Source organism: Aeromicrobium sp. YIM 150415, assembly GCF_016918125.1.
Classification (GTDB): domain Bacteria; phylum Actinomycetota; class Actinomycetes; order Propionibacteriales; family Nocardioidaceae; genus Aeromicrobium; species Aeromicrobium piscarium.
The window spans coordinates 84,772-106,806 of sequence record NZ_JAERWM010000018.1 but is presented as its reverse complement, the minus strand read 5'-3'; the positions used below and the strand labels follow the sequence as shown (position 1 = coordinate 106,806).

Genomic DNA, 22,035 nt, shown 5'->3' with positions numbered 1-22,035 from the left:
AACGCCCAGGACAGCCTGAACGCACGTCCCCGACCTACCCTTGACCTCGACACCCCAGCCACCCGGCTGAACAGGCTCCTCACCCAGGCAGCCTGACCACCCGTTGCTTCGACCACTAGAACCAGCCGGCGGCTGGTACGTGATAGCTCACCTCCGAGTCGCGCGCACCACCTCGGGCGGTGAGTCTTCCCGCACCCAGTCGCCTGGAGTGCGTGATGGCTCACCGCCCCGCGCGTTGGGTGCCGCGATGTCGAACGCCCCCGAGCTCGAGCTCGGGGGCGTTCGCCGTGCTGGTCGGGTCAGCGGCCGGTCCACTGGGGATCGCGCTTCTCCACGAAGGCGCGAGCCCCCTCCTTCGCATCAGCGGATTCGCGGATCGGGTTGACGATCGCCTCCTGGCGGTCGAACTTCTCCGGCAGCGGCCAGTCCACGGACTCCACGAGGATGCGCTTGGAGGCGGCGAGCGCCAGCGGCGCGTTCTGGGCGATCTGTTCGGCGAGCTCGAGCGCCGTGGCCAGCGCCTCTCCGGGGCCGGCGAGGCGGCTCACCAGTCCGGCCGTGTGGGCCTCCGGCGCCGGCCACATCCGTCCGGTCAGCACCAGCTCCATCGCGAGGTGATAGGGGACGCGGTGCTGGAGGCGCAGCAGTCCGCCCGCCGCGGCGGTCAGCCCGCGTTTGACCTCGGGGAGCCCGAAGGTGGCCTCGCTAGAGGCGACGATGAGGTCGCACGAGAGCACGATCTCGAATCCGCCCGCGAGCGCGTAGCCCTCGACGGCGGCGATGATCGGCTTGCGCGGCGGGCTCTTGACGATGCCCGCGAAGCCCCGTCCCTCGACCACCGGTCGCTCGCCCCGCGCGAAGCCCTTGAGATCCATACCCGCGCAGAACGTGCCGCCACCGCCGGTGATGACCGCGACGCTCAGATCGTCGCGCCGGTCGAAGTCCTCGAGCGCCTCGGCGATCTGATAGGCCATCGCCATCGACATCGCATTGCGCGACTCGGGACGGTGCATCGTCAGCACGAGCACACGTCCCCGCTCCTCGACGAGAAGCTCGCGATCGGTCATGGGGGTCTCGGTCATTTCGGGGCCATCCTGATCGCGCCGTCCAGGCGAATCGTCTCTCCGTTGATCATCGCGTTGTCGATGATGTGCAGGGCCGTGCTGGCGTACTCCTCGGGCCGGCCGAGGCGACGCGGGTGCGGGGTCTGTGCCGCCAGCTTGTCGCGCACCTCCTGGCCGAAGCGCGCCAGGATCGGGGTGTCGAAGGTGCCGGGCGCGATCGTCGCGACGCGGATCGCCTTGCTGGCCAGGTCGCGGGCGGCGACGAGCGTCATGCCCACCACGCCGGCCTTCGCCGAGGCATAGGGGATCTGCCCGATCTGCCCCTCGTAGGCGGCCACCGAGGCGGTGAGCACGATGACCCCGCGTTCGTCGTCCACGAGGTCCAGGCGGGCCATGCGGGCGGCGGCCAGTCGCAGCACGTTGAAGCTGCCCACGAGGTTGAGTCGCACCAGCTGCTCGTAGGTCTCCAGCGAGCCGGGCTGCCCGTCGCGTTCGACCACACGGACCGTCCCGCCCTTGCCTGCGCAGTGCACGACGGCCCGCAGTGGGGCCGCAGCCTCGGCCGCGTCGAGGGCGGCGTCGACGGCGGTGGTGTCGGTGACATCGGCGAGCGCGAATGTCCCGCCGATCTCCTCGGCGACGACACGTCCGAGGTCCTCGTTCAGATCGACGATGACGACGTGAGCGCCGCGTGCGGCCAGAGCGCGGGCGGTGGCTTCACCGAGACCGGATGCTCCTCCCGTCACGACCGCCGAACCGTGGGCGATGTCCATGGGCGTCCCTTCTCCTCGCGTGATGGGTCGGGCGCCTAGAGGCGCTCGATGATGGTGGCGTTGGCCATGCCGCCGGCCTCGCACATGAGCTGCAGCCCGTAGCGGCCGCCGTCATCCTCCAGTGCGTGCAGCATGGTGGTCATCAGTCGCGCTCCGGAGGCCCCGAGCGGATGACCGAGCGCGATCGCGCCGCCCCGGGGGTTCACCCGCGCGGGGTCGGCGTCGCCGAACTCGGCCATCCAGGCGAGGGGCACCGAGGCGAAGGCCTCGTTGATCTCGATGTGGTCGATCGCGTCGAGGGCGAGCCCCGAGCGGGCGAGGACGCGATGGGTCGCGGGGATGGGAGCGGTGAGCATCAGCAGCGGATCGTCGCCCACGACCGACATGGTGTGCAGACGTGCTCGCGGCGTCAGGCCCAGGCTCTCGGCCCGTTCGGCGCTCATCAGTAGCAGCGCGCTGGCGCCGTCGGTGATCTGGGAGGAGTTGCCCGCAGTGGTGTGCCAGCCGACCTCGGGGAAGCGCTCCGCGAGCGCATCGGTGCCGAAGACGCTGCGCAGTGTCGCGAGCTTCTCGACCGTACTCCCGGCACGGACGGTTTCGTCTCGGTCGAATACGCCGAAGCGGGTGTCGATCGCGATCGTCTCGCGGGCGAAGGAGCCGCTCTCGAGGGCGACTCCGGCGCGGCGATGCGACTCGGCCGCATAGCGGTCGAGGTCCTCGCGGTCGAGCTTCCACCGCGCGGCCACGAGATCGGCGGCGACCCCCTGCGAGACCAGGCCGGGTGCGTAGCGCTCGGCGACCATCGCGCCGTACGGGTCGGCACCCATGCGCGCCGACCCCATGACCACGCGACTCATCGACTCGACGCCGCCGGCGATGGCGATGTCGTAGGACCCGGCGGCGATGCCCTGGGCGGCGAAGTGCACTGCCTGCTGGCTCGACCCGCACTTGCGGTCGATCGTCGTGGCGGGCACGTGCGCCGGGAAGCCGGCGCCGAGCCAGGCCATCCGGCCGGGGGTCGCGGATTGCTCACCGACCTGCGACACGCAGCCGATGAGCACATCGTCGACCTCGCCGGGATCGAGCTCGGGGGTGCGCTCGGCGAGCTTGATGAAGGTCTGTGCCAGGAGGTCGACCGGGTGCACCTCGGCGAGTCCACCTCCGTTGCGACCCTTGCCGCTCGCGGTGCGGACGGCGTCGACGATCACGATGTCGCGGGGCTGGAGTGACATAGCTAACTATTATCATGATAGTCATCTGTGTGTCACGCCGTCCGGTTGCTGGTTGACCGGGGTCGGCTAAATCAGGATAATCATTACCACTAGAGGAGGTGGTCGTCGTGGCTCACGATGATCTGGCAGAGATCCGGTCGCTCGCGGCGCAGGTGGCACGCGAGCGGTACGCGCCGATCGCAGAAGAGCTGGACGTGCAGCGTAAGGCGATCACACGCGAGCAGCGCATGGAACTGGGAGCGCTGGGATTTCTCGGCATCGCGCATCCCGAGGCCTACGGCGGATCGGGGGCGCCGCTGGAACAGGCGCTCGCCGTCGTCGAGGAGTTCGGCAAGGTCTGCCGTCCGGCGGCCTTCCAGGTCTTCGAGGCCAACACCGGCCCGGCGCAGGTCATCTCGCATCTGGGCACCGAGGAACAGAAGCGACGCTGGCTCCCCGATATCGTCAGCGGCGCCAAGACCATGGCGGTCGCGATCTCCGAACCGGACGCCGGCTCGGCGGCCACCGACATGGTCACGGCCGCCAAGCCCGAGGGTGATCATCTGATCATCAACGGTGCGAAGCGCTGGATCTCCAACGGCGGCGAGGCCGATCAGTATCTCGTCTACTGCCGCCTCTCGGATGCGCCGGGCTCGAAGGGCATCGGTGCGGTCCTGGTCGAGAAGGGCACCCCGGGCCTGAGCTTCGGCGCGGGTGAGCGCCTCATGGGCTTCCGCGGCATCCCGTCGGCCGACATCTACTTCGACAATGTCCGGGTGCCGGTCGAGAACACGGTCGTCCCCGCGGGCGACTTCTCCAAGCTCTTCGGCGTCTTCTCGGTCGAGCGCCTCGGCAACACCACCATGAGCATCGCGATCGGACAGGCGGCCCTCGACAAGACGGTGCAGTACGTCCAGGAGCGCGAGCAGTTCGGCAAGCCGCTCGTGGAGTTCCAGAGCGTGCAGGTGCTCTTGGCGGACATGGCGCTGCAGGTCGAGGCGGCACGCCTTCTGCGGGATCGCGCCGCCGCCTCGGCGGGGGTGGGGCTCCCGGACTCCTATGAGGTCTCGCTGGCCAAGTGCACGGCGAATGAGATGGCCAAGCGCGTCACCGATATCGCCATGCAGTTGCATGGTGGCAACGGCTACACCGAGGAGTACGGCATCGAGCGGCTGCACCGTGACGCCCACGGCTGGGCGATCGCCGGCGGCACGCCGGCGATGCAGCGCATCCGCATCGTTTCCGAGCTGTTGGGCCGCAAGTTCGATCAGCGAGCCTGAGGAGGACCATGTTCGACCTGACACAAGAGCATCGAGACATCCAGGCGCGTGCGCGCGCCGTCGCCGAGGCGGTCGCCCCGTACGCCGCCGAGGCCGACGAGTACACCCAGGTGCATCCCGGCGTGCTCGCCGAGCTGCGCGAGAGCGGACTGGCGCGACATGTGGTGCCGGCGGCCTATGGCGGTGCGAGCGAACGGCTCGATCCGCTGGCGATCGCCGTGGTGCGCGAGGCGCTGATGTACTCCTCGGCGCATCTGGACTCGCTGTTCGGGATGCAGGGGGTCGGCAGCTATTCGCTGTCGGTCGGCGGTTCGGAGGAGCTCAAGGATCAGTGGCTGCCCCGGGTGGCCACCATGGACGCCATCGCCGGCCTGGCGCTCACCGAACCGGACGTCGGATCGGATCTGCGCGCCGTCACCACGACGCTCAGCGCCGACGGCGACGAGGTCGTCATCGACGGCCACAAGTCGTTCATCACCAACGGCGGGGCCGCCGATTTCTATTGTGTCCTCGCGCGTGAGGGCGACGGCTACTCGATGGTGCTGGTGCCGGCCGACAGCGCGGGCCTGAGCATCGAGCCCGGGGCCGACCTGATGGCTCCGCACATCCTCGGTGAGCTCGCCTTCGATCAGGTGCGGGTGCCCGCGACTCATCGTCTGGGCGTGCCGGGGAAGGCCTTCTCGCTCATGCTGCAGACGCTCGCGGTCTTCCGGGTCACGGTCGCCGCCTCGGGCGTCGGCCTGGCTCAGGCGGCCCTCGACGAAGCGGTGCGGCACGCTCAGGAGCGCTCGCAGTTCGGGCGCCCGCTGGCCGAGCTCGGTGCGGTGTCCCAGTCGCTCGCGCTCTCCTGGACCGAGACCGAGGCGGCTCGCTCCTTCGTCTACCGGGCCGCGGCGCTGGCGACCGAGGACCCGCTGGGTCACCTGGACTTCTCGTCCATGGCCAAGGTCAGTGCGACCGAGACCGCTGGCCGCGTCGTCGACCGATCCGTGCAGACCATGGGGCGCTTCGGCCTGGTGCGCGGCAGCACGATCGAACGCCTCTACCGCAATGCGCGGCCCCTCCGGGTCTACGAGGGCGCCACGGAGGTCCTGCTGGACTCGCTGGCGCGACGTCTCGTCAAGAAGGGACGCTGAGATGGAGCTCGGACTGCGCGACACCGTCGTCCTGGTGACCGGCGCGAGCCGAGGGCTCGGCGCGGCCATGGCGATAGCGCTAGCGGAAGAGGGGGCCCATGTCATCGCCGCGGCGCGCTCCGTGGGCAGCCTGGAGGAGGTCGCCGCTCAGGGACACGGCCGGATCAGCACGATCGAGGCCGATATGAGCGACGAGGCCTCGGTCGCCGCAGTCGTGCCCGAGGTCATCGCCCGGCACGGACGGATCGACGGACTCATCAACAATGCCGGCATCGCCCCGGCCGGCAGGTTCGTCGACCAGGACCCGCAGATCTGGAGGGACGCCCTCGCCGTCAACGTCGTGGCGCCGATGCTGCTCGCCCAGGCGGCCGGCCGTCACATGATCGAGCAGGGCGGCGGCCGCATCGTCAACATCGCCTCGACCACCGGTGTGCGGGGCAAGCCCCACCTCGTCGGTTACTCGACGTCCAAGGGCGCCGTCGTCCGGATGACCGAGGCGCTGGCGGCCGAGTGGGCCCGGCACAACGTCCAGGTCAATTGCATAGCGCCGGGTGCCTTCGTCACGGAGGCTCAGAAGGCCGTCACCGAGTCGGCCGACCTGCATGCTCGCCGAGTCGCCAAGATCCCCGCCGGCCGGATGGCCGATCCGGGCGAGCTCGTGCCGCTGGCGGCCCTGCTCGTCTCGCCGGCATCGCCGTTCACCACCGGCGGCATCTTCGTCGTCGACGGTGGAGAGTCAGGAAAGCTGTGATCCGATGATCATCGACGCCCATACCCACGTCTGGCCCGACAAGATCGCCCACGCCGCGCTCAGCGGCAACCGTCTGCCGGGCCTGGTGGCCCGCGGTGACGGGACTGTCGACGGTCTCATGCAGGACATGTCCGGCAGTGGCGTCGACGCATCGTGCTGTCTCGGCATCGCGAACGAGGCCCGGCACGTCGACCGGGTCAACGAGTTCGTCGCCGCGCTGCGCTCACCGGAGCGCTTCGGCTTCGGCACGGTGCACGTCGAGCTCTCGGTCGAGGACAACCTGGCGAGTCTGCGCCGGCACGGCATCACCGCGGTCAAGATCCACCCGTTGTTCCAGCGCTATGCGCTGAACGATCCGCGGCTGTGGTCGATCTTCGAGGCCTTCGGCAGCGACATCGCCGTCATCACCCATGTGGGCGAGGGCGGGTCAGTCGAGGCCAACGCGCTCTCGAATCCCGGCATGATCCGCGACATCGCCCGGCAGTTCCCCGATCTGCGGCTGATGGCGTGCCACTTCGGCGGCTACAAGCTGTTCGACGACGCCCGCGAGATCCTCGAGGGGGTTGATGTCGTCCTGGAGACCTCGTGGCCGCCGAGCCTGGCGACGCTGCGTCCCGAACGCGTCCGCCAGCTGATCCAACGACACGGCGCCGAGCGCATCGTCTTCGGCTCGGACTGGCCGATGACGAGTCCCGTGGAGGAGATCGCGGCCATCGAGGCGCTGGGTCTGAGCGATGACGAGGTCAAGCTCGTGCTCGGCGGCACGATGGCGCGCATGCTCGACATCCCCTCTCCCTGGCGCCGCTGAGTCCCGCCCCTCGGTGATCGCGCTCCGTGGAGGCTATCTCCCTTGTGCCACGGCTCCATCGCGACGTGCTCGCAGAGCTCGCGGTCGCACTCGATCACCGAGTTGCGGCTCCCGGCCCTCGGTGGTCGAGTGCGAGGGAGCGCTAGCGACTGAGCGTATCGAGACCACACCAGGTTGAGGTGATCGCGATACGGCACAAGCTCGCTGTGCTCGCGGTGGCCGCGGAGCTGCTGGAGCGGGGGCGCTGGGGTCAGTGGGCCCAGGTGATGGGCTCGTTGAGCACATCGGGGAACTTGCGTTCGGCGTAGCGCATGTACTGGTCGATGTGATCGGTCATCGCCTCGGTGGCCGCCAGCGGGTCGCGCGCGGCGATCGCCTCGTAGATCTGCGCGTGCGCGTCCTGGACGGCCTCGCGGCGCACCTCGGGATAGTCGATGCCGATGGCGGATCCGTCCAGGATGTCGAGCAGAGCATCGACGAGATAGCCGAACATCGCATTGCCCGAGCCGTGGGCGATCACATCGTGGAAACGCTTGTTCTCCTCCAAGAACACCCGCTGGTCTCCGAGATGGAGCTTCATGGTGTCGACACTCGCCTTGAGATCGGCGAGCTGTTCCTCGCTCATGCGCTCGGCCGCCAGTCGCGCCATGATCGGCTCCAGGCCCACTCGCGACTCGGCGATGGTGCGGAACGGCGCATTCTCGAACTGCAGCAGCAGGGTCAGGGACGTGGCCAGGGCCGTGGAGTCGGGCTGCTGGACGACCGGCCCGCCGCCAGGGCCGGGACGCAGGCGGATGACTCCCTGGAGCTCCAGGAAACGTAAGGACTCGCGGAGCGTGCCGCGTCCGACGTTGTACTCCTCGAGCATCAGACGCTCCGGAGGCAGGCGGTCGCCGACGCGGTTGCCGCGCCGATTGATATCCGCCACGATCTGCTGCGCGAGCAGCATCGCCGTCTTGGGCGGTCGTGAGTTGGCCACAGACACTAGTGTTCTTCCTCCGTTGGACCCTGATATCGAACTGCCGACGGCTGGTCGCTCATCGAATCATATGCATCAATCCGCTCTGGAGGCGAACTATTCGTCGCTCGAGGAACACGGAATCATGCAGGGGACTGCGGATCGGCCGCCGACGGTGACCGGTCGAGGGCGACGAACCTCGCGATGTCCGCGACCAGCCGGTCCCGGGCGGCGCGCACACCCGACGAGATCCGCGAGGAGCGGAGGAACCCGTGACACAGGGTGGGCTCGTGCCGGTGCTCCACGAGGACGCCACGTTCGGTGAGCACCTCGGCGTAGGCGAAGCCCTCGTCGCAGAGCGGGTCGTGTCCGGCGGTGAGCAGATAGGTCGACGGGTGGTCGTTGCGGATGGCCCGCAGCGGACTGATCCGGGGGTCGGTCCGGGCCTCCGGCGGTGCGTAGTGATCGAAGAACCAGGCCATGTCAGAGGCGCCGATCGGGAAGCCCTGCGCGTGATGGCGATAGGACGGGCGCGTGGGATCGTGGTCGACGACCGGATAGATCGCGACGAGCCCCGCGATGCCCGGATGTCGCTGCGCCGCCGTCGCAGCGAGATTGCCGCCGGCGCTGTCGCCGCCCACGAAGACCGGATCGCCATTGGCCAGCGCCATCGCCCACTCGACCGCCGCATCGATGTCGTCGACAGCGGCAGGGAAAGGATGCTCCGGCGCCAGTCGGTAGTCGACGCTCACCACCCGAAGCGACGCCGTCGCGGCGAGATGCCGGCAGAGCTCGTCCGCGTACTGCAGATCCCCGGTGACCCAGCCGCCCCCGTGGGCGTACACCAGGGTCGAGTGCGACGCGCCATTGTCATAGGACCGGATCCGCACCCCTGGAGCGTCGCCGATCGAGAGGTCCTCGACCTCGCGCACGACCGGGCCGCCGTCGCACGCCACGTCACCCCCGCTGACCCGCTCGCGTGCTTCGTCGGGGGTCAGCGCGACCAGCGGCGCGGCGCCGGCGGCCCGGACCTGATCGCGGAGGGCCGCGAGATCGGGGTCGAGGGTCTCACTCCGAGATGACATGGCGCTCGGTGAGGTCGTGCAAGCGGTCGTCGTCGTAGCCGAGCGACCGCAGGATGTCGGCCGTGTGCTCGCCGACGGCCGGCACGCCGTCGTATTGCGGTCCGTCGTATCCGGCGACATGCAGCACAGGGCCGGGCACGAGCGCCGGACCGAGAACGGTGTCGCTGAGGTGCTGCAGTGTGCGTTCGAGGAAGTGCGGGTCCTCGCTGATGTCCCTCGAGTCGTTGACCGCCGCCGCGACGACCTCGTGATCGTCGAGGATCTTCAGCACTTCGTCGCGATCGCGCGAGCGTACCCAGTCGCTGACGATCGTCTGCAATGAGGTGTTGTTGGCCATCCGGGCCGTATTGGTGGCGTAGCGCTCGTCGGTCTGCAGCTCCGGCCGGCCCATCGCCTCGAACAGCCGCATGGCGATCGCCTGGTTCGAGGCGGCGATGGAGAGCCAGCCGTCGTCGGCGGCCTGGTAGATGCCGCGCGGTGACGCGGCGCCCGAGGCATTGCCGTGGCGCTCCATGATCGTTCCGCTGGCGGTGTAGTTGAGCACCGCATCGCCGAGGATGAACATGAGCGGCTCGTACAGGGCGACGTCGACCTCCGAGCCGATGCCCCCGGACATCTCCCGGCGGAACAGCGCCATCGTCGTGCCGAAGGCCGCCGAGATGCCCGCGATCGAGTCGGCGAACCCGAAGGGCGGTGCCGTGGGCGGAGTCTCGGGCCATCCGTTGAGGAAGGCGAAGCCGCTCGCCGTCTCGGCCACCGTGCCGAAACCTGGTCGCTGGCGGTAGGGGCCGGTCTGCCCGAAGCCGCTGACCCGCGTCATCACGAGTCCCGGGTGGTCGGCGCTCAGCTCGGCGTAGGACATGCCCCACTCCTCGAGCCGTCCCGGTCGGAAGTTCTCGATGAGCACATCGGCCTCGCGGACCAGGTCCCGAACGATGTCGCGGCCGGCATCCTCGCGCAGGTCGATGCCGATCGACCGCTTGCCGGAGTTCAGCCGGGCGAAGCCGATCGCCATCCCCTCGTGCGCGGGCTGCCACTGGCGGGCGAAATCGCCCTGGCGCGGGTCCTCGACCTTGATGACCTCGGCACCGAAGTCGCGCAGCATGCGCCCGGTAGTGGGGGCGGCGTACATCGATCCGAGCTCGACGACGCGCACACCGGCGAGGGGTGCGGCGGAAGTAGGGGCGGACATGGGAGCTCCTTGTCAGGTGGTCGCGAAGCCGGCGTAGTCGCGGGCGGCGACGTCATCGCACACCTCGCGATAGCGTCCGACTCCGCCGAGGTACAGCGAGAAGACCCGCGGCTTTCCGGGGACATTGGCACCGAGATACCAGCTATTGCCCTTCATGAACAGGGTCGGCGCGGCGGTCTCGTAGACGTGGTGGGTCCACTCGTCCTGTGCCTCCTCGGTCGCCTCGGACCGGTCGAGATCGTGGTCGCGGAGCCAGGCGATGTGATCGGTGATCCACTCGACGTGCTGCTCGATGGAGATGAGCACGTTGCTGATGACCGATGGACTGCCCGCACCCGCGACGAAGTAGAGGTTCGGGAACCCGTGCGTGGCGACGCCGAGATAGGTTCGCGGACCGTCCTTCCACGCGTCGGGCAGGGTGAGGCCGCCGACCCCGGTGATATTGGCGGAGAACAGCGCCCCGGTCAGCGCGTCGAAGCCCGTGGCGAAGACGAGGGTGTCGAGCTCGATCTCGGTGCCGCTGCGTAAGACGACTCCGTTCGGCGCGATCCGCTCGATCGGATCGGCGCCGACGTCGACGAGGTCGACATTGTCGCGGTTGTAGGTCGTGTAGTAGTCGATCTCGAGGACCAGGCGTTTGGAGCCGAAGGGATAGCCGCGCGGGCAGAGCCGTTCGGCGGTGGCCGGGTCGTGGACGATGCCGCGGATCTTCTCGCGCACCAGCTCGCCGACCCGTTCGGCGGCTCGCTCGTCGGTGCGCAGGTCGGTGTACGCGGCCAGGACATCGGGTCCGCCCCGGTCCCAGTAGGCGTCGAAGGACGCCCGCAGTTCCTCATCGGATACCTCGAGCGCGGAGGAGGTGCCGAACTTGCGGTGCGTGCCACCGGGATGGTGGCGGGCGATCTCGCGATACTCCTCGAAGCGCGTCTTCAGGTCCTCGGCGTACTCCCGATCGAGCGGGTGGTTCTCCGCGGGCATCACGAAGTGCGCGGTGCGCTGGAGCACCGTGAGGTGCCCGGCCTGCTTGGCGAGCTGGGGGATGACCTGCACACCCGAGGAGCCGGTCCCGATGACCCCGACTCGTTCGTCCGTGACGTCCACGCCCTCGTGGGGCCAGGCGCCGGTGTGCAGAGTGCGACCCTCGAAGTCCTCGATGCCGGGGATGTCGGGTAATTGCGGCACCGCGAGCTGCCCGGTCGCCATGATGACGTGGGAGGCCGTGATGTCGTCACCGCGATCGGTGGTGACGTGCCAGCGGCGGTCCTCCTCGTCCCAGGTGACGCTGTCGACCCGGGTGCCGAAGGTGAAGTCCTCGCGCAGCGCGAACTTGTCGGCGACGAAGTTGATGTAGCGCAGGATCTCCGGCTGCGCGGGATAGCGCTCGGTCCAGTCCCACTCGCGGACGAGCTCGTCGGAGAAGGAGTAGCAGTAGTCGACACTCTCGATATCGCACCGCGCGCCGGGGTAGCGGTTCCAGTACCAGACGCCGCCGACGTCCTCGCCGGCATCGATACCGTGTACGCGGAAGCCGAGCTCGCGCAGGCGGTAGACGCTGTACAGGCCGGAGAAGCCGGCGCCGACGACGAGGACGTCGAGATCGCCGGGGACGGCGGTACGGTCGGGAGTGGTCGCCATGGTCATCCTCCTCTAAACATGCATATGAATACTACGGATACCGCGACGTGACGGCAACCATGGGTGTCAGCGGCCCGTGTGGGCGATGTAGACATCGCAAGGTGCGTGGTGTGCGACCGCTGTGGCGATGCTGCCGAGCACCCGTGCCACCGCGCTCTGCACGCGCCGATTCCCGACGACGATGAGGTCGGCTCCCAGTCGCTCGGCCTCGCTCACGAGCGCATCGGCCGGGCGGCCCTTGACCGCGCCCGAGGTGATGTCAGGGGTGATCTCGCGGAGGGCTGTCGCGGCCTCCTGGGCGATCTGCTCGGCCTCGGTCGCGACATCGACCTGGACGTGGTGCTGGCCGTCCTCGTAGTCCACCGTGTCGCGCGGGGTCGCGGAGATGACGTGCAGGCGCGCGCCCGTCGTATGGGCGAGCGTGGCCGCGGTCCGGGCCGCGGCGAGAGCGGTCTCGCTGCCGTCGACGCCGACGATGATCAGGTCCATGTCTTCCTCCTCGGTAAATCTATGACTATCGTATACCTCAAATAGTCTTTGGTGTGAGGAAGGTCTCCTTCAATGCCCTACGTGATCACCCGGAGTTGCTGCAACGACGCCTCGTGCGTGCCGGTCTGCCCGGTCAATTGCATCCACCCGACTCCGAACGAGCCGGACTACCGCACGGCGGAGATGCTGTACATCGACCCGGACGTCTGCATCGAGTGCGGGGCCTGCATGGATGTCTGCCCGGTCTCGGCGATCGCCCCGGACTACGAGCTCCCCGAGTCGATGGAGCGCTATCAGCAGATCAACGCGCGCTACTACCTCGATCCGGAGAATGCCGACTACCCGCAGACCGCCAATGCACCATGCAAGCGTGAGTGGAGCGGTGACTGGGAGGGGCCGCTGCGCGTCGCGGTCGTCGGCTCGGGGCCTTCCGCGTGCTACGTGGCCGAGGAGCTGCTGGAGACACGGGGTCTGGAGGTGAGCGTCGACATGTTCGAGCGGCTGCCCGTCCCCTTCGGCCTGGTGCGGTACGGCGTGGCCCCGGATCATCAGGACACCAAGGTGGTGGCCGAGCAGTTCGGCTCGCTGTTCCGGAGGTCGGGATTCAGGCTGTTCCTCAACGTCGAGATCGGCACTGATATCAGCTTCGAGCAGCTCCAGGATCGCTATCACGCCGTCGTCTACGCGGTCGGTGCGGTGCGCGATCGGCGGCTCGGGATCGAGGGCGAGGACCTGCCCGGCAGCCACGCCGCCACCGACTTCGTCGCCTGGTACAACGGGCACCCCGATGCCGCCGACCGTGAGTTCGATCTGAGCGGTGAACGGGCGGTCATCGTCGGCAACGGCAATGTGGCCCTCGACGTCTCGCGAGTCCTGACGGCAGATCTGTCCACGCTGGAGCGCTCGGACATCGCCGACCATGCGCTGGAGGCGCTGCGTTCGTCGAAGATCCGCGAGGTGGTGGTCCTCGGACGCCGCGGCCCGGCCGAGGCGGCTTTCACCACCCCGGAGCTGCTCGGGCTGCTGGCCACCCGGGGTATCCACGTGCGGGTTGAGGGTGCCGAGGGTGCACTCCGCGAGCCCGCCGATGACATCGCCCGGCTGAAGGCCGAGGTCCTCGATGAGGCGGCGGCCACGGAGCCCGAGGCCGGCGATCGCACGGTCACGCTGCGCTTCCTGAGCTCGCCCGCCGAAGTGCTGGGCGACTCCCGCGTGACCGGCCTGCGTGTCGGCCGCAACGAGTTGGTCGAGGAGGGCGGACGCACGGCCGCACATCCCACGGGGGAGGTGGAGGATCTCGATTGCGGGCTCGTCCTGCGCTCCGTCGGCTACTTCGGCGAGCCGGTGCCCGGGCTCCCCTTCGACGCCGAGCGAGGCGTCGTGCCCAATAGCGAGGGCAAGGTCGTCGACCCGTCGGGCGAATGGGCCGGCCGCGCCTATGTGGTGGGCTGGATCAAGCGCGGGCCCTCCGGGGTCATCGGCACCAACAAGCTGTGCGCCCAGGAGACGGTCGCCGCATTGCTCCACGACGTGCGCGAAGGGGCGATCCCCCGGGAACTGGCCGCCGAGGACGACCTCGAGTCACTCGTGCCCGACCGGCTCGACGCGGCGGCGTGGAAGCGCATCGACCGGCACGAGCGCGCGGCCGGTCGCCCTGAGGGCCGTCCGAGGATCAAGACCGTCCGGGTGAAGGATCTCGTGCAGATCGGACGCGGCGATGCCTGAACCCACTCAGGTGGCGGTGGTGACCGGAGGCGCGCGCGGTATCGGCGCCGCGATCACCCGGCGGGTCGTGGCCGCAGGCGGGTGTGTCGTCCTGGGCGATCTCGCGGCGGACGACGGTGAGCTGTTGGCGCGTGAGCTCGGTCCCGCGGTGCGCTTCGTCTCCGCCGATGCCACCAGCGAGCGCGACACGGTGGCGCTGTTCGAGGCGGCCTCGGCCTTCGGCCCGGTCGACGCCGTCTACGCCAATGCCGGAGCGGTCGGCGTCACGGGACGTGTGGAGGACACTGAGCTGAGCGACGCCCGCGCCACGATGGATCTGCTGTTCACCAGCGTGTTCCTGGCCTTCAAGCACGGGGCGGCGCTGATGCGGCCGCATGGTCGCGGCGCCCTCGTCGCGACCGCCTCGGTCGCGAGCGTGCGCGGCGGACTCGGACCTCATCTGTACACCGCCGCGAAGCACGCGGTGAAGGGTCTCGTGGAGTCCCTGGCCGTCGAGGTCGCGCCCTATGGGCTCACCGTCAATGCCGTAGCGCCCGGAGGCACCGTGAGTTCGCTGTCGGCCGGCCTCGTCGGCAGTGGGCCCGGTGACGTGGAGCGGGCCTACGAACAGTTGGCCTCTCGTTCGTCGTCCGGTGTGCCCACGACGAGCGAGGATGTCGCCGAGGCGGCCTACTTCCTCTCCGGGGCACATCGGATCAACGGGGCGACGCTGGTCGTCGACGGCGGCGATGCGGTCCCCGGATCCGTGGGACGGTCCTACTACGGCTGAGCTCGTCGTGCGACCTGTCGCCGGGGAACTCGTGAGCCGAGGTCATCAAGGTGAGTTGCTGTGCTTGCTCTGACTCGTCACCATGAGCCGGATATCTAATAGATCTAGCGACCTCTAGCGTGTATCGTCATATCTAATAAATCTAATGATTTCTAACGGTGGTTTGATCATGGCGAACCCGTTCACTCCTACTTTCGGGGTCAGTCCGCCGGTGCTCGTCGGTCGCGATGAAGTGATCGAGGATTTCGGCGATGCCCTCGACAGCGGCCCCGGCGACCCGGCGCGGGCGATGCTCTTCACCGGAGCGCGCGGTGCCGGGAAGACGGTCATGCTCAACGCGCTGGAGGACCAGGCGAGACGGCGGAACTGGGTCGTGGTGTCCGAGACGACACGCCCCGGAGTCGCCGAGGAGATAGCTCGCAGTACCCTGCCACGTCTCCTGGCGAAGCACGCTGGTGGCTCCACCGAGTGGCGTGCGACGAGCGCGGAGCTCAAGGTGAGCGGCACCGGTCTCGGGATTTCGAGGGAGTTCACTGAGCGTTATCCGGCCACTGCCACCTTTCGGTCCCAGCTCGAGGATCTCGCCGACCACCTCGCCCCCATTGGCTCTGGCGTCGTCATCTCTCTGGATGAAGTCCACACGGCCGCCCGTGACGATCTACGGGCTATCACTCAGGCAGTGCAGCATGCTTTCCGGGACGGCCGCCAGGTCGCATTCGTTGGTGCTGGTCTCCCGGGGTCGGTCGATGACGTCCTCAGCGATGAGGTCATGACATTCATGCGCCGGGCTGAGCGGTACGGCATGACAAGCGTGTCGCCTGGCGACGTGAGGCGAGCGCTGCGCGAGCCAGTCGAGATGGCCGGCCGAACGATCGGAGACGAGGCCTTGACGATCGCGGCCGATGGCACCCAAGGCTATCCCTTTCTGGTGCAGCTCATCGGGTTTCGCATGTGGGCTGCTACTCCAGACAGCGATGAGATCTCGCCGGAGGATGCCGATAAGGCCGTCGGGGGCGCGATCCGGCGCGTTGGGCAACTGGTCCACGAACCAGCGCTGGCCCCTCTGTCGCCGATCACTCGCTCGTTCCTCCTGGCGATGGCTCAGGATGACGGGCCGAGCAAGATGGCTGACATCGCGCGCCGGCTTGGGGTCGATGCGAACTACGTCAGCCAATACCGGCTCAAGCTCCTGGCTGCGGAACTGATCGTGTCGACGAAGCACGGCTATGTCGACTTCACGCTCCCGTATCTGCGGGACTACCTGCGCAGTCACGTGGCGTCCCGGACATTCGGCACTGGTGAGGGCCACGGCGAGTGAGTGGCAGAGCAACGCGCAGGAACCTGCGTGTTGCTCTCAACGCTGCCGGGCTCAACGGCGGGTGTAGGCCGCGGCTCCGGCGAGCACGAAGTCGACCATCGCGGCGGCATGGCGGGTGAGTGCGGCCTCGGTCAGATGATCGTCCGATACCGCCACGGGATGGAGCATCGCCGCGCCGCACAGGCTGTCGAGGACGAGCGCGACCGGGGCGTCGGTCGCCAGCTCACCTCGCTCGACCGCGCGCCGGACGATCGCGCGCGTGGTGGCGATCTGCTCGGCCCGGACGGTCGCCCATCGCTCTCTCACCGCCTCCGTCACCTCCGATTCGACGACGATGCGCCGCGCCGCCGTTCCGCGCACGCCGTCGGCGTAGAGGGTCAGCAGGAGCGTGGCGAGCTGTTCGAGGTCGCCACGCAGCGTGCCGGAGTCGATATCGGCGATCGGGGCGAACACGGCCGCCATCGCATCGGTCAGCAGCGACTCCTTGTCGCTCCAGCGCAGGTAGATCGAGGCCTTCCCGACCCCGGCTGTCCGTGCCACCGCATCGAGGCTGAAGCCACTCCACCCCTGGCGGCCGAAGACCTCCACGGCGGCCGCGGTGATCCGCTCGCCGACGGCGGGGTCGCGCGGGCGGCCCGGTGACGTGCTCTCCACAGCGTGAGGGTACCGTTTGTATTCCTGACGGCTATCGTTCAGTATCTATTTCATGAACGATAGCCGATCAGGAAATCCCGAGCTACGTGACTTCGCGCGGTCGGTAGGGGGTGCGCTCGACGCTGTGTGGCCCGCCGCCACCGCAGCGCCGACCGCGGACCTGGAGAAGCTCCATGCCGTCGCGGTGCAGCAGGGATGGTTCGAGCTCGGCTCCGCCGGGGCGGTCGACTACCTCGCGGCCGCCGAGGGAGTCCTCGGCGAGCGGGGATGCCCGCTTCCGCTCGCCGACGCCTATGTCGCGGCGCGTCTAGCACCGGGCCTGGCCGTGGGAACCGGCCTCGTCCGTCCCGTCGTCTGCCTCGGCTCGGCCACCGATGCGCTCGTGCCCACCGACGCGACCCACGTCATCGAGCTCGATGTCGCCGGGCCGCGTGCGTGGCTCGTTCCCGTCGCTCGGTCGGTCCCTGCTCCCGGACTCGCCGTGCCGGCCTGGCACCGGTTGACGGCGGGCCTGTCAGAGGAGCTCCACGTCGACGCTCCGCTGATGGAGGAGTGCATCGCCGTGCTGCGGCTGGCGTCCGCCGCGCGTCTCGGCGGCGCCTGCCGTCGGGCGCATCGCCTGGCCGTCGAGCACGCCACCACGCGCCGCCAGTTCGGCAAGGTCATCGGTGCCTTCGGAGCCGTGCAGCAACGGATCGCCACCGGGCAGATCGACGTGCTCGCCCACGATGCCCTCGTGGACGAGGCCGCACGCACCGCGACAGACGGCCCGGCACCGCTCGCCTGCGCCCTCGCCGCACGGCACGCCCGCGATCACGCGATCAGTGTGCTCGCCGGCGCCCAGCACACCCTCGGCGCGATCGGCTACTTCGACGAGCACGAGGTCGCGTGGCTGTTCCGCTTCGTCCACGCCGAGGTGTCGCGGCTGCGGGCCATGGAAAGCGCCGTCGCCCCCTCCCACGGACTCGAACGGCTCCTCCTCGCCGACGATGGCGCACTGCCGCCGCTGGACCTCGGCGAGGACGCCGAACTGCTGCGTGCCGAGGTGCGCGCCCTGCTCGATGCCCACCGACACGATGACGGTTTCGATACGGAGGGCGTACGCGCCGCTGCCGCGGCGGCGGGTCTCTTCGCGCTCTCCTGGCCGGCCGAACACGGAGGCCGCGGAGCCTCCCTGGAGGAGCAGGTCGTCCTCAACGAGGAGATGAAGTACGCCGGTGGCCCTGTCGACCGGGCGATGAGCGCGACGATGCTCATCGGCCACTCGCTGCTGCGGCACGGGAGCGCCGATCAGAAGCAGGAGTTCCTGCCGCTGCTGCGGGAGGGGCGCATGGCCTTCTGCCTGGGCTACTCCGAGCCCGATGCCGGCTCGGACCTCGCCTCGCTCAGCACTCGTGCGGTGCGCGACGGCGATGACTGGGTGATCCGCGGTCAGAAGCTGTGGACCACGCGGGCCCACACCGCCTCGCACGTATGGCTGGCGGTGCGGACCGATCCGGAGGCGCAGCCGCGGCACGCCGGCATCACGATCCTCCTGGTGCCGATGGACACTCCGGGCATCATCGTGCAGCAGCACCGGGCGCTGTCCGGCGAGATCTCCTGTTCGGTCTTCTACGACGATGTCCGTGTCCCCGATGCCGCGCGCGTCGGCGAGGTGAACGGCGGCTGGAGGGTCATCACCGACGCCCTGGCCGCCGAGCGGGTGCTCATGGGTGGCATCGCCGCGACGCTTCTCGGACATCTCGACGCCCTCCTGCGCGATCTCCGAGCCCGCCTGGACATCGATCCGGTCGCGCTCGACCGGCTCGGATCGGTCGCCGCGCGTCTCCAGGCGGCTCGCGTCCTCGTGGTGGAGGCCACCCGCGCGATGGATGGTGACGACGCCCGGATCCTCGGGCCGGTGTCGGCGGTGCTGAGCGGTCACCTCGCCGAGGAGTTCGGCCGGGTAGCCCTCGATCTACTGGGACCGGAGGCCGCCCTCGACGGCCGCTATGAGGCGATGCTGCGCCTGGCGCCGATGTACGTCATCGGTGGCGGCACCAACGACATCCAACGTGGCATCATCGCCCGAGCTCTGGGACTGCCGCGATGAGCGCGATCATCGATACGCGGTTCACGACGATGCTAGGCCTCGATCTCCCCCTTGCCGGTTTCAGCCGATCGCCCGGGGTGGTCGCGGAGGTGAGCGCCGCGGGCGGCCTGGGTGTCCTCGCCGCCACGCCGTACGGGCCCGACGAGCTCGATCGTCACCTGACCTGGATCGCGGAACGGTGCGGCGGAGCGCCCTTCGGGGTGGACCTGCTCGTGCCTCCGGGGCCGATGTCCGCATCGGCGGATCACCCGCTGCCGGCCTCCCATGTGGCATTCGTGCGCGAGCTGCTGGCCGAGTACGGCATCGCCGCTCCCGGACTCGGCGAGCTCGGACACGGTGCCACGACGACCACCTCGCTCTCGGCCGGCGGCGTCGAGGCGCTGCTCGACGTGACCTTCGCCCATCGCCCGGCGCTCGTGGCCAATGCGCTCGGCCCTGCCCCGGCACGTCTGATCGAGCGGGCGCACGCCGAGGACGTGCTGGTGGCCGCGCTCATCGGCTCCTCCACGCACGCCCACCGGCAACTCGACCTCGGCGTCGACGTGCTCGTCGCCCAGGGCACCGAGGCCGGCGGCCACACCGGCTCGATCGCCACGATGGTGCTGACGCCGGAGATCGTCGATCTCGCCGGAGACGTGCCGGTGCTGGCGGCGGGTGGGATCGCCGACGGCCGACAGCTGGGGGCGAGTCTTGCTCTGGGCGCCGCCGGGGCCTGGTGCGGTTCGGTGTGGTTCGCGAGCGAGGAGGACATCACGCCGATGACCGTGAAGCGGCGTCTGCTGCGTGCCGGCAGCGGCGACACGGTGCGTTCTACCGCGCGGACGGGCAAGCCCGCCCGACAGCTCAGGTCGGCCTGGCACGACGCCTGGGCGAGCGCCGATACGCCACCGGTCCTGCCGATGGACCAGCAGCTGCTGTTGTCCAAGGACGCCTGGGCGCTCATCGAGGCCGCCGCCGAGGAGGGGCGGGATGTCGACGAGCTGACCTCCTTCTTCGTCGGTCAGGTGGTGGGCCGGATGACCGAGATCCGACCCACGCGGCAGATCGTCCACGACATGGTCGCCGGCTGCGTCGAGGCGATCGCAGGACTCGGCGGCCGGCGTTGATCGGTCGGCCCCCTGACTCAGTCGTCGACTGCCCGCAGATGAAGCTCCCCGTGTGGTCCACGTCATTGCCTTCGCGGGTCTGCTTCGCCGGGAACGCGCAGAGGACCCAGGTGCGGACGGCCTGACCCGTCGTCGTGCTCTTCGTTGAGCTGCGACCTCCTCGACAGAGTGGACGGACTCCTGAACGAGGAAGATGGCGTCCGCGAGGCCACATTCCGACCTTGCTTTCGGCGGAATGGGAGGCTTATCGGTCGCGGCCTAGCCGCGGACCGTTTTGCTGTATATCGTTAGCATGAATTTAAGGAGGGGCCATATATGCACGGACTGAACGAAGCGGTGGTCGTCGTCACCGGAGGCGCCACCGGGATCGGCGCGGCCACCGTCGCCCGGTTCGTCGAGGAAGGCGCACGTGTCGTCATCGCGGACGTGCAGGCCGAGCCGGCTCGCGAACTCGTCGACCGGCTCGGTGACCGCGCCGAGCTCGTCGTCACCGATGTCACGGACGAGGACAGCATCGCCCGTCTCGTGGACACCGTCGTCGAACGACACGGCCGACTCGACGTCTTCGTCGCCAATGCCGCCGTCTTCGGCGCGATCGGCCCGATCGCCGAGCAGCGCACGGCCGATGTCGATCTGACGATCGCGGTGAACCTGCGCGGCGTCATCCTCTCCCTCAAGCACGCCGCGCGCGTCATGCAGCCCCGGCGCTCCGGCAGCATCATCGTCACCGCCAGCCCCGGCGGGATCGTCGGAGGAGCGGGCCCTCACGTCTACAGCGCCACCAAGGCGGGTGTCATCGGCCTGGTCCGTTCCGTCGCGGCCGAGCTGCGGCCCTTCGGCATCCGTGTGAACACCGTCGTGCCCGGCGCGGTGGTCTCACCCATGACCGCCTCGGCGATCGTCGGCGATGCCCAGGCCCTCGAGCAGACCACCGAGGCGATGACGTCATCGGCCATGCTCGACCGCGCCGGCCAGCCTGAGGACATCGCCGGGGCGATGGCCTTCCTCGCCAGTGACGACGCGCGCTACATGACCGGCAGCGAGATGTTCGTCGACGCCGGCTACACGCATGCCTCGGGATCGGCGGCCTTCGCTCAGCCGACGCACGCCGGCCGCGGCGCTCTGCTCGAAGGCGGACGCACCTCATGACCTCGAAGGGACACGACATGCTCGACGACAAGCGCATCCTCATCACCGGCGCCGCCCAGGGGATGGGACGCGAGATCGCGCTGGAGGCGGCGCGCCAGGGAGCCGCCCACGTGGGGATCGCCGACCGCGATGTGGAGGGTCTGCGCACCCTCGCCGTCGAGATCGAGTCGATCGGCGCGCGGGTCGCCGAGCTCGAGGTGGATCTGGCGCGGGGCGCACAGGTCACCGCGATGGTCGACGACTTCGCCCGGCAGGCCGGCGGCATGGACACCCTCGTCAACAACGCGGGCGTGCTCGACCACGTGTTCACCGATCCCGATCGCGTCCGCGTCCATGAGCTCGAGGAGACGGCCTGGGACGCCGTGATGGACATCAACCTCAAGGCCGTCTGGCTCGCGATCAAGGCCGCCGCGCCCCATCTGATGGAATCCTCCCGGGGTCCGTCCGTCGTCAATGCCGCCTCCGTCGCCGGCATGAACGGATCGCCGATGACCGCGTACTCGGTGAGCAAGGCGGCCGTCCTGCAGCTGACCCGCACGGCGGCCGTGGGCCTGGCCCCGCACGTCCGGGTCAACGCCTTCTCGCCGGGATCGATCCGCACGCCGATGAGCCAGTCGCATCTGGACGCCGCGGACGACAAGGTCGCCCGCGCCCGGGCGATGTACGGCACGCATCTGCTGCCGCGATTCGGCGAAGTGGAGGAGATCGCCGCTGCCGTCTGCTTCCTGGCGAGCGACGCCGCGTCCTTCATCACTGGTGCGAACCTGCCCGTCGACGGCGGCACGACCGCGTGGCGGGGGGTCCGCGACGACGTCGAGGTCGACTGAACGCGACACTGGT

20 protein-coding genes are annotated in these 22,035 nt (G+C 69.2%); 11 read left to right on the top strand and 9 right to left on the bottom strand.

Going from position 1 to position 22,035, the window contains the following annotated elements:
- Positions 1-299 precede the first annotated feature (299 nt).
- The 3 genes from JL108_RS12275 to JL108_RS12265 are packed head-to-tail and all read right to left on the bottom strand — an operon-like array spanning position 300 to position 3,069.
- Complete coding sequence (locus JL108_RS12275; protein ID WP_205198550.1) at positions 300-1,082, bottom strand: crotonase/enoyl-CoA hydratase family protein; 783 nt, start codon at positions 1,080-1,082, stop codon at positions 300-302.
- A complete protein-coding gene (locus JL108_RS12270; RefSeq protein ID WP_205198549.1) occupies positions 1,079-1,837 on the bottom strand; it encodes an SDR family NAD(P)-dependent oxidoreductase in 759 nt (252 codons plus the stop codon). The genes JL108_RS12275 and JL108_RS12270 overlap by 4 nt, the downstream gene beginning before the upstream one ends.
- A 35-nt stretch (positions 1,838-1,872) precedes the next feature.
- The gene (locus JL108_RS12265; protein ID WP_205198548.1) at positions 1,873-3,069 is read right to left on the bottom strand and encodes an acetyl-CoA C-acyltransferase; all 1,197 of its coding nucleotides are present in this window, start codon (positions 3,067-3,069) and stop codon (positions 1,873-1,875) included.
- A gap of 107 nt (positions 3,070-3,176) precedes the next feature.
- Between JL108_RS12265 and JL108_RS12260 the strand changes: the two genes are divergently transcribed.
- Genes JL108_RS12260 through JL108_RS12245 form a run of 4 tightly spaced genes read left to right on the top strand, consistent with a single transcriptional unit; the run spans position 3,177 to position 7,023 of the window.
- Positions 3,177-4,328, top strand: coding sequence for an acyl-CoA dehydrogenase family protein (locus JL108_RS12260; RefSeq protein WP_205198547.1), 1,152 nt, complete (start codon positions 3,177-3,179; stop codon positions 4,326-4,328).
- Between the two features lie 8 nt (positions 4,329-4,336).
- Entirely contained in the window at positions 4,337-5,464 is a 1,128-nt protein-coding gene (locus tag JL108_RS12255; RefSeq protein ID WP_205198546.1) for an acyl-CoA dehydrogenase family protein, read from the top strand.
- A 1-nt stretch (position 5,465) separates the two neighbouring features.
- Positions 5,466-6,215, top strand: a complete 750-nt coding sequence (locus JL108_RS12250; RefSeq protein ID WP_205198545.1) for an SDR family NAD(P)-dependent oxidoreductase — start codon at positions 5,466-5,468, stop codon at positions 6,213-6,215.
- 4 nt (positions 6,216-6,219) lie between these two features.
- Entirely contained in the window at positions 6,220-7,023 is an 804-nt protein-coding gene (locus tag JL108_RS12245) for an amidohydrolase family protein (RefSeq protein ID WP_205198544.1), read from the top strand.
- A gap of 250 nt (positions 7,024-7,273) precedes the next feature.
- On the opposite strand, the gene JL108_RS12240 is transcribed toward JL108_RS12245, so the two are convergent.
- The 5 genes from JL108_RS12240 to JL108_RS12220 all read right to left on the bottom strand — a co-directional run bounded on the left by JL108_RS12240 (position 7,274) and on the right by JL108_RS12220 (position 12,382).
- Positions 7,274-8,002 carry a FadR/GntR family transcriptional regulator gene (locus tag JL108_RS12240; RefSeq protein WP_205198543.1) on the bottom strand — a complete coding sequence of 243 codons (729 nt, stop codon included), beginning with the start codon at positions 8,000-8,002 and terminating at the stop codon, positions 7,274-7,276.
- A 122-nt stretch (positions 8,003-8,124) separates the two neighbouring features.
- The gene (locus tag JL108_RS12235) at positions 8,125-9,066 is read right to left on the bottom strand and encodes an alpha/beta hydrolase (protein WP_205198542.1); all 942 of its coding nucleotides are present in this window, start codon (positions 9,064-9,066) and stop codon (positions 8,125-8,127) included.
- Complete coding sequence (locus JL108_RS12230) at positions 9,050-10,258, bottom strand: CaiB/BaiF CoA-transferase family protein (protein WP_205198541.1); 1,209 nt, start codon at positions 10,256-10,258, stop codon at positions 9,050-9,052. The genes JL108_RS12235 and JL108_RS12230 overlap by 17 nt, the downstream gene beginning before the upstream one ends.
- A 12-nt stretch (positions 10,259-10,270) precedes the next feature.
- Positions 10,271-11,893, bottom strand: coding sequence for an NAD(P)/FAD-dependent oxidoreductase (locus JL108_RS12225; protein ID WP_205198540.1), 1,623 nt, complete (start codon positions 11,891-11,893; stop codon positions 10,271-10,273).
- 66 nt (positions 11,894-11,959) lie between these two features.
- Entirely contained in the window at positions 11,960-12,382 is a 423-nt protein-coding gene (locus JL108_RS12220; protein WP_205198539.1) for a universal stress protein, read from the bottom strand.
- A gap of 72 nt (positions 12,383-12,454) precedes the next feature.
- Between JL108_RS12220 and JL108_RS12215 the strand changes: the two genes are divergently transcribed.
- From JL108_RS12215 to JL108_RS12205, 3 genes are all read left to right on the top strand, one after another.
- A complete protein-coding gene (locus JL108_RS12215) occupies positions 12,455-14,107 on the top strand; it encodes a 4Fe-4S binding protein (protein WP_205198538.1) in 1,653 nt (550 codons plus the stop codon).
- Complete coding sequence (locus tag JL108_RS12210; RefSeq protein ID WP_205198537.1) at positions 14,100-14,876, top strand: SDR family NAD(P)-dependent oxidoreductase; 777 nt, start codon at positions 14,100-14,102, stop codon at positions 14,874-14,876. Before JL108_RS12215 ends, JL108_RS12210 begins: the two co-directional genes overlap by 8 nt.
- Before the next feature lie 169 nt (positions 14,877-15,045).
- Entirely contained in the window at positions 15,046-16,194 is a 1,149-nt protein-coding gene (locus tag JL108_RS12205; protein ID WP_205198536.1) for an ATP-binding protein, read from the top strand.
- A 51-nt stretch (positions 16,195-16,245) separates the two neighbouring features.
- Here the strand turns inward: JL108_RS12205 and JL108_RS12200 are convergent, their stop codons facing one another.
- Positions 16,246-16,848 (bottom strand): TetR/AcrR family transcriptional regulator, encoded by a 603-nt coding sequence (locus JL108_RS12200; RefSeq protein WP_205198535.1) that lies wholly within the window; start codon positions 16,846-16,848, stop codon positions 16,246-16,248.
- Positions 16,849-16,900: 52 nt separating this feature from the next.
- Between JL108_RS12200 and JL108_RS12195 the strand changes: the two genes are divergently transcribed.
- The 4 genes from JL108_RS12195 (at position 16,901) to JL108_RS12180 (ending at position 22,022) form a co-directional block, all read left to right on the top strand.
- Positions 16,901-18,940, top strand: a complete 2,040-nt coding sequence (locus JL108_RS12195; protein WP_205198534.1) for an acyl-CoA dehydrogenase family protein — start codon at positions 16,901-16,903, stop codon at positions 18,938-18,940.
- Complete coding sequence (locus JL108_RS12190; RefSeq protein WP_205198533.1) at positions 18,937-20,046, top strand: nitronate monooxygenase family protein; 1,110 nt, start codon at positions 18,937-18,939, stop codon at positions 20,044-20,046. The genes JL108_RS12195 and JL108_RS12190 overlap by 4 nt, the downstream gene beginning before the upstream one ends.
- 315 nt (positions 20,047-20,361) lie before the next feature.
- A complete protein-coding gene (locus JL108_RS12185; protein ID WP_205198532.1) occupies positions 20,362-21,195 on the top strand; it encodes an SDR family NAD(P)-dependent oxidoreductase in 834 nt (277 codons plus the stop codon).
- The gene (locus tag JL108_RS12180) at positions 21,192-22,022 is read left to right on the top strand and encodes an SDR family NAD(P)-dependent oxidoreductase (protein WP_205198531.1); all 831 of its coding nucleotides are present in this window, start codon (positions 21,192-21,194) and stop codon (positions 22,020-22,022) included. The genes JL108_RS12185 and JL108_RS12180 overlap by 4 nt, the downstream gene beginning before the upstream one ends.
- Positions 22,023-22,035: the final 13 nt, after the last annotated feature.

Bases quoted from the DNA above. Each gene is read 5' to 3' on its own strand.
- JL108_RS12220 (WP_205198539.1), bottom strand. From the start codon at position 12,382: ATGGACCTGATCATCGTCGGCGTCGACGGCAGCGAGACCGCTCTCGCC.
- JL108_RS12235 (WP_205198542.1), bottom strand. From the start codon at position 9,066: ATGTCATCTCGGAGTGAGACCCTCGACCCCGATCTCGCGGCCCTCCGC.
- JL108_RS12230 (WP_205198541.1), bottom strand. From the start codon at position 10,258: ATGTCCGCCCCTACTTCCGCCGCACCCCTCGCCGGTGTGCGCGTCGTC.
- JL108_RS12225 (WP_205198540.1), bottom strand. From the start codon at position 11,893: ATGGCGACCACTCCCGACCGTACCGCCGTCCCCGGCGATCTCGACGTC.
- JL108_RS12275 (WP_205198550.1), bottom strand. From the start codon at position 1,082: ATGACCGAGACCCCCATGACCGATCGCGAGCTTCTCGTCGAGGAGCGG.
- JL108_RS12245 (WP_205198544.1), top strand. From the start codon at position 6,220: ATGATCATCGACGCCCATACCCACGTCTGGCCCGACAAGATCGCCCAC.
- JL108_RS12215 (WP_205198538.1), top strand. From the start codon at position 12,455: ATGCCCTACGTGATCACCCGGAGTTGCTGCAACGACGCCTCGTGCGTG.
- JL108_RS12265 (WP_205198548.1), bottom strand. From the start codon at position 3,069: ATGTCACTCCAGCCCCGCGACATCGTGATCGTCGACGCCGTCCGCACC.
- JL108_RS12180 (WP_205198531.1), top strand. From the start codon at position 21,192: ATGACCTCGAAGGGACACGACATGCTCGACGACAAGCGCATCCTCATC.
- JL108_RS12190 (WP_205198533.1), top strand. From the start codon at position 18,937: ATGAGCGCGATCATCGATACGCGGTTCACGACGATGCTAGGCCTCGAT.
- JL108_RS12185 (WP_205198532.1), top strand. From the start codon at position 20,362: ATGCACGGACTGAACGAAGCGGTGGTCGTCGTCACCGGAGGCGCCACC.
- JL108_RS12195 (WP_205198534.1), top strand. From the start codon at position 16,901: ATGAACGATAGCCGATCAGGAAATCCCGAGCTACGTGACTTCGCGCGG.
- JL108_RS12205 (WP_205198536.1), top strand. From the start codon at position 15,046: ATGGCGAACCCGTTCACTCCTACTTTCGGGGTCAGTCCGCCGGTGCTC.
- JL108_RS12250 (WP_205198545.1), top strand. From the start codon at position 5,466: ATGGAGCTCGGACTGCGCGACACCGTCGTCCTGGTGACCGGCGCGAGC.
- JL108_RS12255 (WP_205198546.1), top strand. From the start codon at position 4,337: ATGTTCGACCTGACACAAGAGCATCGAGACATCCAGGCGCGTGCGCGC.
- JL108_RS12210 (WP_205198537.1), top strand. From the start codon at position 14,100: ATGCCTGAACCCACTCAGGTGGCGGTGGTGACCGGAGGCGCGCGCGGT.
- JL108_RS12270 (WP_205198549.1), bottom strand. From the start codon at position 1,837: ATGGACATCGCCCACGGTTCGGCGGTCGTGACGGGAGGAGCATCCGGT.